This window comes from Methanoculleus horonobensis (assembly GCF_001602375.1).
GTDB lineage: Archaea > Halobacteriota > Methanomicrobia > Methanomicrobiales > Methanoculleaceae > Methanoculleus > Methanoculleus horonobensis.
The window spans coordinates 114884-126272 of sequence record NZ_BCNY01000014.1 but is presented as its reverse complement, the minus strand read 5'-3'; the positions used below and the strand labels follow the sequence as shown (position 1 = coordinate 126272).

Genomic DNA, 11389 nt, shown 5'->3' with positions numbered 1-11389 from the left:
TGATGATGGGGCTGTAGATGCCTCATCATCCACATGGCTTGCAGCCTTTCCGTAACCCATCTCACCATTTTTGATCTACGCTGCAGGAAGATTTCTCCCATGAAAAGGGAGTATTTCCTGCCCTAATTCATTCACCGGAAAAGAGTGGCGACAGGATCAGTCTTGCCGGTTTTCACCCGTGCATCTTGCAGCATGCCTCATGGAGGTTTGTCGGCACGTTCAAAATCGGATTCAGACCGGATTACACAAAACCACAGCGGAAATGATTTATGGAAAAATTTATATTAAAATGGCGATATGGCGGTGCGGCAGTGAGCCGGTTGAAGTGACCCTCTCATAAAGGCGTACGAGGGTCCGGCTTTACGGGGAGGAGGGTCAGATGGGAAGGGAAACAGACGCCAATCTTACAGGACAGGGTCGTATTCTCATACTTGCAGGCGTTTATGTCCCTGTTGTTGGCGGATATATAAAGATAATCCGTGAGTTAGCACAGAAACTTACGGATTCCGGCTATATCGTAGATATATTGACATGCAACGGCGGTAACGCGGCTCCATATGAGACTCTTGACGGCGTCAACGTTTACCGGCTCTCTTCCTGGGATCTGGTACAGGGAAATTTTCCGGTACCCAAGATCAGTTACAGAAATACTGTCTCGTTGTTGAACCTTGCGAAGAATGATTACCACTGCATCATCACCAACACCCGATTCTACCCCATATGTTTCATAGGATGGCTACTTTCACGGTGGCATGCAATCCCTCTTATCCACCTTGAACACGGATCACAACATACGGTTTCAAACAACTCCTGGATATCTCTCATCGCGAATCTTTACGATCATTCCGTCGGCTCCCTCCTGGTGAGAAAGGCTGCAATAAACTTTGGTGTATCAACTGCTGCCACCGATTTCTTAAGACATCTGGGTGCGAAGAAAGCGAAGACCATGCATAATGGCATCGATATCTCTTCATTTCAGGATGCAGAACCCGATACAGAGATAAAAAGGCCTGGAAGCATCGTTATTACCTATATCGGACGGCTGATCTATGCGAAAGGAGTGCAGGATTTACTTTCTGTCTTCCCGGGGATACAAGGAGATGTGCAGTTGCTTATTGTTGGAGACGGGTCTTATAGAAGTGAACTTGAAGCGCTTGCTCATCGCGGGCACATCTCGAATATTACGTTTTTTGGGGAACTGCGTCCGGAAAATGTCCCGGGCATCCTGAAGAGCACTGATATTTTTGTGAACCCCTCTTATTCGGAGGGGCTACCGACGTCAGTTCTTGAAGCCTGTGCTGCCGGCTGTGCGGTTATTGCGACCGATGTCGGCGGAACCGAAGAGATTATCCATGACGGGTCGACCGGGTTCCTGATCAAGCCCGGCGATCGGCAGGAATTAACCGAAAAGATCGGTTTATTACTCAGCGATAAAGTTATCCGCGAGACCGTGGGGAAGAACGCTCAGGCATACGTAATGGAAAATTTTTCCTGGGATCTGATCATGGGATGGTGGATAACCGAGATGAGACACCTTGAGAGAGACGTTGTCTATACGGAGATTGACCCACAAGAATAGCCTGCAGATTGGGGGAGCGACATGAACCCTGAGGAATGCAGCATACGCTATCCAATAGCAGAATGATTCGGGTATAACGATAGCGGGGCAGTTTTATCTGAATAATACACGGGTAAGATCTCGCGATGCACCCATCATGGCGCCGAACGTCGGCAGAATGTCGTTCCAGGCAATGATGTCGTCATTCAGATCGCGGAGATTGAAAAAATCCCGGAGCGTCGACAAACGGTTCTGGCGCCGAAGCAGAGATGTTGCGCACCAGGCGATATCACCCGGGATGAGCCATCGGCTGCGAAGACCGGTGCGGTAATCCTCCCCCGGCGGGATGTCCCCCTCGATGATCATCTTATGCAGGAGATACGGGAAATCAACACCCGAGAGAACCGCAAGAGGCAGCGATCCCCAGAACCTTCCGTTCACTTCCATAAGGTACGGAGTTCCGTCCCTGGAATCAACTTTGAACTCTACCATCGCAAGGCCGTGCCAATTCAGGTTCTGCATGAGAGTGACGGCGGGTTCCCGCAATGCATCGGAGTAGATCCCCTCACGCAACGTGCTTGCACCGCCGGTGATGGGATACTCCCGCAGTCTTCTGTGCATGAAGATAGCCCTGGGTTCTCCCCGGCAGAGAAGCAGTTCCACCCCGTAGCCGGTTCCGGGAATGTACTCCTGCACGAGCGGCATCGCACCGGTTTGAGACAGGATCGCTTCGGCCTGCCGTATCAGAGCATCTTTGTCGAAGACATAGTTACCCGCGGCTACATTCATCGTGGTGAACTTACCCCTCAACCACAGGTTCTTACACCGTGACCGCACGACCACAGGAAACTCAAACGTATCTGCAGCCTCGGTGAGATCCGAGATGTCCGGCGAAAGAACGGTTCTGGGCGTCCTGACGCCGCAATTTTGCGCGATACGGAGTGTCTTGCCCTTATCATGAGTCAGCATCAACTGCTCATAGCCCGGGAAGGGTACGCGGGTATGGTGCTCAAGCCTCTCTTTGTGGTAACAGATGGGTAGCGTCACCGCCTCGGTGGTAGCGTAGATCGCGCTATAATCCCCGTTCTCCACGAGGCTCATCAGCCACTGGATGAACTCATCCGTGCTCGTTCTGGGATCCGGATATACATAGCTCTTCGCGCAATACCTGGAAAGCGCCGATGTCGAGTGGCGGTAGGTCTCCCCAACGTCAACCTCGATCCCTTTGCTACCAAGAGACCGCACGATAGATAGACTAGACCGCATTGCTCCATCTGCAACAAAAACCTTCACAGGCCTTCAACCTCCGTAACTCATTCGACAACATGAACCACACCGGGACTCTCCGGCGTGGGAAACCCCAAAATGCCTTCATACTATTTATATATCAGCGAGTCCATGGCATTCGGTTACTATCAACCGGGGGGCGCAGGGACCCTCCATCGAGAGTAAAGATGAAGGCGCCAGGGGCACGGCTCCAACGCAGGGGTGAGTATGAGGGCTGGCTGTAATACACCAATCATATCGATTATTATTGTCAACTGGAAAGGATGGAGAGATACTCTGGAATGTCTGGAATCCCTCTACCAGATAGAGTATCCGACCTATCACGTCATCGTCGTAGACAACGGATCCGGTGATGAGTCGATCCCACGGATTCGGGAGTACTGCAAAGGAGCGATCACCGTAGAATCACCGTTTGTCCGATACTCGCCCGATAACAAACCAATACGGATATCCGAATATTCTGCCTCCAGCGAGAAGGATCTGCCGAATGCATGGGAGAAGCATGAGGAGAGCGTCCCGGATCGAATGCTCACGCTCATTATCAACGAACGGAATAGCGGATTTGCCGAAGGAAACAATCTCGGGATATGTTTTGCCCGGAAGGTGCAGAAGCCCGACTATATTCTGCTCCTGAACAATGACGTCGTCGTAGATCGAATGTTTCTTGCCGAACTCGTCTCGGGGGGGGAGGCAGATGACAGAATAGGATTTGTCGGTCCGAAGATCTACCACTACTCCGACAGAAACATTCTGCAGTACACCGGCGGCGGCGTCATCAAATTCGGTAAGGGCGTGGCCTCGCCGGCAGGATGGGGAGAAGAAGATGTCGGTCAATTCGATTGCGATTCCGATGTGGATTACATCGCTGGCGTCTGCATACTCTGTAAACAGTCCGTCATAGATGCGGTCGGGCTGATGAGCCCGGATTACTTCCTGTACTGGGAAGAGATCGACTGGTGCCGGCGTGGAAATCTTGCAGGATTCACCTCACGGTATACCCATCGATCCGTCATCAGGCATAAGGGCGGAGCATCCAATAGCGGCAGCGGATCCATCTATTACTATACGCGGAACCGGTTTTTATTCATGAAGAAGTATGCAAATCCTCTTCAATATCTCTCCTTTCTCCTCTACTTCTTCATGTTCTGGTTCTGGTTCCAGAGCAGCATATATCTCCTGTATCACAGGAACATGCAGGCCCTCTCTGCATTTATCAAGGCAACAGTGGATGGGTGCCTCGTCCACAAATAGCATCAATCCGTCGAAGAAACAGGGGGTCATTCCAGCAGTTAAGGGCTGAACCAGGGATCATTCGGTGAGACAGCATAACAACCATCCCGGCATCGTTTTGCGAGTGCAACGAGATACTGGCGATTTCCCGGTCGTGATGCTGATCCCGGCCGTCTGGCCGGAGATCCGGAGTCGCGAAAACCCACAAGAGGAGCCGGGTACAGGTTGCACAGGTCCTTTTCCCGGCTTAATGAGCGGCCATCAGTCCCGTATCGTCCCGGGTAGTTGTGCAAGTCCACCAATCCCCACAGTCCCGGCCGCTGGGTTCCTCACACCGTTTGTTTTTTTGAACGAACGTCCTGGAGTGAAATTATAGCACTACCAACGAGTCTATCCGGTATCCCTTCAGGGGCATCGCCTGATGTAATTTACAGAAATCACCCGTTTTCCCTCTGCCGGGAGAGCATCCACGGGATCATGACGCTTTTTCCCGGGAGGGACAATGTTTAATAATCACGCTAGTATCTCATCACGAACCTGGATCGGGGATGTGGTGATTTTTGGGGAGTGCAATAAATAACATACAAGATTTAAGCAAACATATTCCTAGAAGCCTGCTGCTGCAGGTCACAAACATTGTTGTAAGTCTCGGCATCGGAATCTGGCTGACCCCATTCCTGATACACACGCTAGGAGTTGCTGCATATGGTCTTGTTCCTCTTGCAATCTCCTTAACTGCCTTCATGGCAGTCTTCATGCAGTCCTTCGGCCAGTCTGTTGCACGATTCTTAATGATCGAGATTCAGAAAGACGATTACAGAACAGCAAACCGGGTATTCAACACTGCCGTGTTCGGAAACTCTGCTATCCTTCTGTTATTGACTCCCGTCATTCTCTTACTGATCCTCAATGCACCGACAATTTTCAATGTACCTGAAGGCCAATCCTTCGAGTTTATGCTCCTCTTTCTAGGGATATTGGGCTCTTTTACAATTGACGCATGGGCAGGCAGTTTTAATGTATCCATGTTTGTGCGGAACCGCCTGGACATCTGGGGTGCCATCCAGAGTTTGCAACGAATCTTACAGGTCGTATTCATCATCGCCCTTTTTTCGATAGCCGTTCCATCTATCAGTCAAGTAGGAATCTCCTATGCGATATCATCCGCACTGATACTGGGAATTATTGTTCTCGTCTGGAGGAGATTGACACCTCAACTGAGCGTGTGTCTGCGAGATTTCGATAAAAGCCGTTACCGAAGCATCGGGGGTATGACGTCGTGGATGATCGTCAATCAGGTAGGTACACTGCTGTTCCTTAACGTTGATCTCATCCTTGTCAACATCCTGTTCGGCAGCATCGCCACCACAGAATACTCGGTCGCGCTTCAGTTGAGCATCGTATTTCGCACCATAGCAACAACGCTGTATGCACTATTGATGCCGCTCACACTTGCGTATTATGCCAACAACATGCACGACGAGATCGTTCGCCTCTCCCGTACATCGATTAAGTTATTCACTCTGGGATTTGCATTGCCGATAGGACTCCTTTGTGGTTTCGCACCGGAGGTACTCACTATCTGGGTCGGTAATGAATTGGCTCCGGTTGCTCCCCTGCTCGTAATTCTCACAATTCACCTCGTCGTTAATTTAGCGTTCCTTCCCCTGACAAACATCAATATAGCATTCAACAAGGTGCGCATACCGGGCCTTGCCACCCTGGGGCTGGGTGCCCTTACCGTCCCTCTGGCAATATTCTTCTCACAGATGGGCTGGGGTTTCTACGGCGTTGCCCTCGCGGGTGTCATCACATTCACACTGAGAAGTTCATTTTTCCTGCCGTGGTATGCTGCAAGAATCATTCTCGTCTCCCCATACACATTCCTACGCCAGATTATTCCGGGGATTATATCGGCCGCAATATTGATCGCCGCAATATTAGGGGTCAAACAATATATTCTCATTGTGAACTGGGGATCGCTTATTCTCGTCTCCGGCATAGTGGGTATACTATATTCGGCAACCATCTGGTTTGTGGGATTGACCGGGGTAGAACGTGAACTGATTCTTCAGTTTGTCCCCCTTCCCATCCGCCAGATCGTTGCAACCATGTCCATGCGATTGTGATGAGAACAGGGCAGATAGCACCCTTCGTTCGGACTTGAGCCTAAGCACATAGCATGCATCATCCAGCACATATCAAAAAAGGTGTTAAAACGGGGGATGTGTATTCGCCCGAAAAATCCGAACGAAGAAAAATATAGAGTGAACCCAGGTCATTCAAACGTTATCCCGACTCATTGCGCACGCATACACATCAACTGTTTTCCGGGCAATAACGTCCCATGAAAGTTCGTTTTGCATCTTCTTATGAGCTTCAATGCCCATCCGCTGTCGCATCGCTTCGTCGTGCAGCAATTCTTGAATGGCATCTGCAAGCGCGAAAGCATCTCTTGAGCGGACAACAAGGCCCGTCTTTCCATGTTCAACGACCTCAGGGATACTTCCAACATCCGTCACGATCACCGGCTTTTTAAACGCATAGGCGATCGGAATGATCCCGGTTTGAGTTCCTTCGATGTAAGGGAGAACAACCAGAGATGCCCGTTGGAAAAATTCCGCGACCCTGGAATCGCTGATATATTCATTGTATATCTCAAATAGATCGGTATTCTCACGAATTTTGTCTTCATACCGGGTGAGGTCTCCCTGCCCGGCGATGATCAGTTTGATCTCAGGATACACATCAGAAACAATATATATTGCATTTATCAGGTATTCCAGCCCTTTATAGTCCTCGATGCGGCCGAAAAATAAAATAGTCTCTTTTTCGGTCGTCGCATCGGTCTTATACTGTGAAAAAAAGGAGTAATCACCATGAGGAATAACGTGGCATCGGCTTTCAGGAATTGAATACTTCGTCAGCAATTCTTTTTTTGCAGATTCGCCATGAACGATGAGATCATTGGAATGGTCAACAACATGCTTCTGTCCGATGATCTGGTCGAATCTTCTATCTCCGGGATGTGGATTCACATCGTGAACGGTGAATACCAGCGGATATTTCGAAAGGTACGGAAGAAAGAAAGACCACCACAAGTGCGGCTCTTGAATGTGGATTACATCGGGATTTTCTCTACGGATCGTCCTTATAAGATTTAGAGGCCGCGTAACGATGAGGGTGTTAACAATAAAATTCCGGGCGATATTTCCTAAGGGCAACTCTGTCAACCGTACGTTCTCTGAAAAAGTATCTCGATTCACGCCAATCGGAGCGATAACCACCACGTCATTCTCTTCAGATAAAGCATTGGCAAGTTGCGAAACGTAATGAACCATACCACCCTTAATGTTCATGGCAAGAATGAGAATCTTCATTGTAGCCCCCGAAATGCACTAATTCTCCTCCTGATCCCGTCGCACCGCACGGGACTGCGCTATACTGCTACGGACGTATATAGGTTTCCTGAAATTATCCGACGCCGGGGATCCATAGAGAGGCAGGATGCATCCGGCGGGGAACATTGGCCGCCTTCACCCGGGTTCCGGCATTCATGATCTCCGAATCCCATACCAGGTGTGCGCGCTCGAGCAGTGCCTGCTTTCAGTACAGGAGCAGAGGTGCGTGGCGGGCGGCCAGTCCATCTCCAGCAGATACCGGAGTGGAGGGGGCCGTCCGACCCGGAGAGCCTACGCCCGGGACACGGCACATCTCGGCTTCGCGCATCCGAGCCACGCATCGAGTGCAAGGGTCTCGGGAATCTCAACATCATCAAAACTGAGCAGGCTACCGGGCGTTATATGCCTCCGTACGACTGCCTCCGACAGCAGACCTATCGGGATGTGATCCGGAAAGTCCTGGATTCTGACGGCGCTACCGTATGCATCAAAACTTCCAATGCCTCGATGAATCCGATCCCCGGGCTGGAGGGATCGCTTCGCGACCGCGGCGACGCTAACCTCCGGGTGTAACCCGTTATTCAGCAGAACATCCCCGCCATCCTGCACCTTCTTCAGTGTCTTGATGATCTCAAGGTTACAGAGATGATAATTCCGTAGCAGCGTATAGTACGGACCGTCGCCCATCTTGTAGTAACGCAGATACTCCCTGAACTTCTCATCATGTTCGGCCACGATGAAAACGCCGGCAGGAGATCCCGGCGAGAGAATAAAGTCGCTTATTGGATAACCAAGGCTTTTCGCCTTCGCTGCCAGAATTGCTCCCCCGCTGCTTACATCGTCGGCAGGAACTCCGGCCAATCCGGGTTGCGCTATCCCCGCCCCCAGGCCGTTTGCCACCAGAGCCTGTTCGATCTGTACTTTTGTCCCATCCGTGAACGAGGTCACCTTATCAAGGCTGATCCCCTGTTTCCCCGCCCAGTACCGCATTTCGTCTACTGAAGGCGTATGGTTGAGGAATCCTTTGATGTTCCCGTACACCAGGGGCTTGAACCCCATCTGGATCGCCTCTTCCTTCAGGGTCGCAAGGCAACCCGGCTGATCGCCTTCGGCTTCGGTGATATAGCCCAACCCCGCAAGGTATGAACCGGTCGTAACCTGAACTTCGGCATCCATGGTTATGACGGGGCGGGACGCCTTCAGGGCCTGATCGAGCACATCCGTTGCATAGAGAACGTCTCCCGTACATTCGACTACCACATCCGAATACTCGATAAGATCCTCAGCGGAATTTGTCAACGCCCCTTTTTGCGGGAGATCACGCCTGTCGTCCGGTTTCGAACGTGTCAGGATCCGGGATACCGCCATATCCGGTCGTCCTTCGAGTGCCATGATGAGCCCACGTGCAATAAACCCGGTCCCAATGACCCCAATGCGAACTGCGTCGTTCATGTCTTACTGCCTCCCCCGTATCTCGGTTCGTACCTGGGTTTGGGCCTTACCAACATTCCATAAAAAGGTATGCATCGCCCGGGGGAGGTGGTTGTGGGGCGGCAAAACGCAGATCCGGATCGGGTGATCCAAAGGTAGGGAGGGACACGGGCAAGATATATATGCCGGAGAAGGCATGGAAAATGCTCGCACAAAAAGGTGTATGGAGATATTACCGCCGAATGTAAACTCAGAGCCTTCCGGGTATATGCAGCGCATGGAGGTCATCTTGAAAGCAGCATCGTTCCGGTAATGGGATCAGCCCCGGACTCCGGAAGGCGATGAACGAGGGGTATACCGGGAGGCTCGTTTGATAAGCACACTCAGTTATGGCCTTGACGAAGTGGATGAGAGAGCCTGGAATCAGCTGCTCAGCACCTGCAAACCGGATATTCACAACATCTACCAGACTCTCGAGTGGGCAACACTGCTGGAGAAGGTTTATGGATACGAGCCAGGTTTTTTACTCACGTGTAACGGTTCAAAACCGGTAGCAGGGCATCTCATTTTTAGAAAGAGAGTCGCAAGGCACTTATCCGCACGGGAGTCGGCAGGAGGCCCGCTTTCCAATGGTTCACTGATATATGAGACCCTGCAAGAGGAGTGCGATCTCTTCCTTCAGGAGAGGAGGTTGTCGGTATATACTCGATTAAGGCCGATCTCCTCTCCAGGCGTTGACGACGTATTCATTCGAAAAGGATACGTGAAGTGTCCTCTGTTCACGTATATACTCCGGTTGGATAAACCCGAAGAGGTACTCTGGAAAGAGATCGCCAGGAGTGCACGGGGAAGAGTAAAGAAAGCAGTTCAAAACGGCGTCTGTGTAGCGGAGGCGCTTGATTGGCAGGACTGGATCCGCTTTTACCATCTTCACTACAAGCATAGCCGTAACAAAGGTATAACTCCGAAAAGCCAGCAGTTCTTTGAGATGCTGTATACAACACTGCTACCGAGGGGCATGGTGAAACTCTTCGTCGCGTCCCTGAGGGGGCACGTGATCGGAGGCATGCTTTTTTTCATATTCCAGGGAACGATGACCCACTACATCAGTTCCTCAAGCAAGGAAGATCTGGAGCACTGCCCATCCGATCTGATCATGTGGCATGCAATACAGTGGGGGGCTAAATCAGGTATACGGTATCTGGACTTGGGAGACACGCAACCGGACCCGGACAGCCACCTGTACGGGATACACAGATTTAAAGAGAAATGGGGGGGTGAACTTATTAATAGGAGCCTATACGTTCGAGGTAAGATATATGTACTCGGCTACAGTGCCGTCAATGTAAGCAGGCGAAGCCAGAGAGTTTACGAGTTCATCAATAGGCACGGTCTGCTATAGTTTAAAGGCGCCTTTACCGGAAGATCCGTCGTTCACCCGGCCACACCTCACTCCACAGAAACTACACATCGGGAGTACCCAAACAGCGATAAAGAAAGGAAATCATGGGTTTTGACACCTATAAACCGCCGTATAACGGTCTCCACCACCACTCGTTCTCCAGGTACCACGCCACCGTCAGGTCGAGCGCATCCTCAAAGGCATATGACGGTTTCCATCCGATCTCGAGGATCTTGTTCGTGTCAACGGCGTAGCGGAAGTCATGTCCGGGCCGGTCTCCCACGTACTGAACCAGATCCGGGGGCCGTTGCAAAGCCGTCAGGATCCGGGTTGCGATCTCAAGGTTGGTTCGCTCATTGCCCGCCCCGATGTTGTATGCCTCTCCAGGTTTCCCTTTCCGCAGGACAAGATCGATCGCCTCGCAGTTGTCCTGCACGAACAGCCAGTCACGCATGTTTGACCCATCCCCGTAGATAGGCAGAGACCGGTTCTGGTACGCCTGCAGAATGAGCACGGGGATCAATTTTTCGGGATACTGGTAGGGGCCGAAGTTATTGGAGGATCTGGTGATCAGCACCGGCAACCCATAGGTCGTATGATAGGCCTTCGCAAGGAGCTCGGCACCCGCCTTACTGGCGGAGTAAGGGGAGGAGGGATTGAACGAAGCGGTCTCCCGGGAGGCTCCGCTCGCCACGCTGCCGTAGACCTCATCGGTGCTGACCTGGAGGAAACGGTTAACGTCGCTGTTCAGGCAATAGTCCAGCAGTGTGCAGGTGCCGAGCACGTCGGTCTTCACGAACGTGGCGGCATCCGTGATGGAGCGGTCGACGTGTGTCTCCGCCGCAAAATTGATGACCGCATCGCAGTCCCCAACCTGCCGAAGGTCGTCCCGGTTACAGATATCCCCATGAATAAAGGTGATCCGTTCACGTAGGTCCTGGAGGTTCTCAAGCCTGCCCGCATACGTCAACTTGTCAAGAACGACAAGTTCATCGGCCGGATACCGTTCAACCAGCATCCGAACGAAATTACAGCCGATAAAGCCGGCTCCGCCTGTCACCAGCAGCCGCATACCCCATC

8 protein-coding genes are annotated in these 11389 nt (G+C 51.5%); 4 read left to right on the top strand and 4 right to left on the bottom strand.

Annotated elements, in window-relative coordinates; all coding sequences use genetic code 11:
* Positions 1-379: 379 nt before the first annotated feature.
* On the top strand, positions 380-1579 hold the full coding sequence (locus tag MCUHO_RS05685; RefSeq protein ID WP_067075004.1) for a glycosyltransferase family 4 protein: 1200 nt from the start codon (positions 380-382) through the stop codon (positions 1577-1579).
* Between the two features lie 93 nt (positions 1580-1672).
* Here the strand turns inward: MCUHO_RS05685 and MCUHO_RS05680 are convergent, their stop codons facing one another.
* A complete protein-coding gene (locus MCUHO_RS05680; protein WP_153020013.1) occupies positions 1673-2851 on the bottom strand; it encodes a carboxylate--amine ligase in 1179 nt (392 codons plus the stop codon).
* A gap of 201 nt (positions 2852-3052) precedes the next feature.
* Between MCUHO_RS05680 and MCUHO_RS05675 the strand changes: the two genes are divergently transcribed.
* Both MCUHO_RS05675 and MCUHO_RS05670 read left to right on the top strand, forming a co-directional pair.
* Positions 3053-4096, top strand: coding sequence for a glycosyltransferase family 2 protein (locus MCUHO_RS05675; protein WP_084385943.1), 1044 nt, complete (start codon positions 3053-3055; stop codon positions 4094-4096).
* Positions 4097-4635: 539 nt separating this feature from the next.
* Entirely contained in the window at positions 4636-6204 is a 1569-nt protein-coding gene (locus MCUHO_RS05670; protein WP_067074993.1) for a lipopolysaccharide biosynthesis protein, read from the top strand.
* Positions 6205-6357: 153 nt separating this feature from the next.
* Here MCUHO_RS05670 and MCUHO_RS05665 read toward each other — a convergent pair whose 3' ends face one another.
* Positions 6358-7455, bottom strand: a complete 1098-nt coding sequence (locus MCUHO_RS05665) for a glycosyltransferase family 4 protein (protein ID WP_067074991.1) — start codon at positions 7453-7455, stop codon at positions 6358-6360.
* A gap of 312 nt (positions 7456-7767) precedes the next feature.
* Positions 7768-8928: an NAD(P)-dependent oxidoreductase gene (locus MCUHO_RS05660; protein ID WP_067074988.1), complete on the bottom strand. Its 1161-nt coding sequence runs from the start codon at positions 8926-8928 to the stop codon at positions 7768-7770.
* Positions 8929-9277: 349 nt separating this feature from the next.
* Here MCUHO_RS05660 and MCUHO_RS05655 point away from each other — a divergent pair, with 349 nt between their 5' ends.
* Positions 9278-10309 carry a lipid II:glycine glycyltransferase FemX gene (locus tag MCUHO_RS05655; protein WP_067074985.1) on the top strand — a complete coding sequence of 344 codons (1032 nt, stop codon included), beginning with the start codon at positions 9278-9280 and terminating at the stop codon, positions 10307-10309.
* A 118-nt stretch (positions 10310-10427) separates the two neighbouring features.
* Here MCUHO_RS05655 and rfbB read toward each other — a convergent pair whose 3' ends face one another.
* A complete protein-coding gene (rfbB, locus tag MCUHO_RS05650; RefSeq protein WP_067074982.1) occupies positions 10428-11381 on the bottom strand; it encodes a dTDP-glucose 4,6-dehydratase in 954 nt (317 codons plus the stop codon).
* Between the last annotated feature and the right edge of the window lie 8 nt (positions 11382-11389).

Coding starts and splice junctions, on each gene's coding strand:
- MCUHO_RS05685 (WP_067075004.1), top strand. CDS start 380: ATGGGAAGGGAAACAGACGCCAATCTTACAGGACAGGGTCGTATTCTC.
- MCUHO_RS05675 (WP_084385943.1), top strand. CDS start 3,053: ATGAGGGCTGGCTGTAATACACCAATCATATCGATTATTATTGTCAAC.
- MCUHO_RS05665 (WP_067074991.1), bottom strand. CDS start 7,455: ATGAAGATTCTCATTCTTGCCATGAACATTAAGGGTGGTATGGTTCAT.
- MCUHO_RS05660 (WP_067074988.1), bottom strand. CDS start 8,928: ATGAACGACGCAGTTCGCATTGGGGTCATTGGGACCGGGTTTATTGCA.
- rfbB (WP_067074982.1), bottom strand. CDS start 11,381: ATGCGGCTGCTGGTGACAGGCGGAGCCGGCTTTATCGGCTGTAATTTC.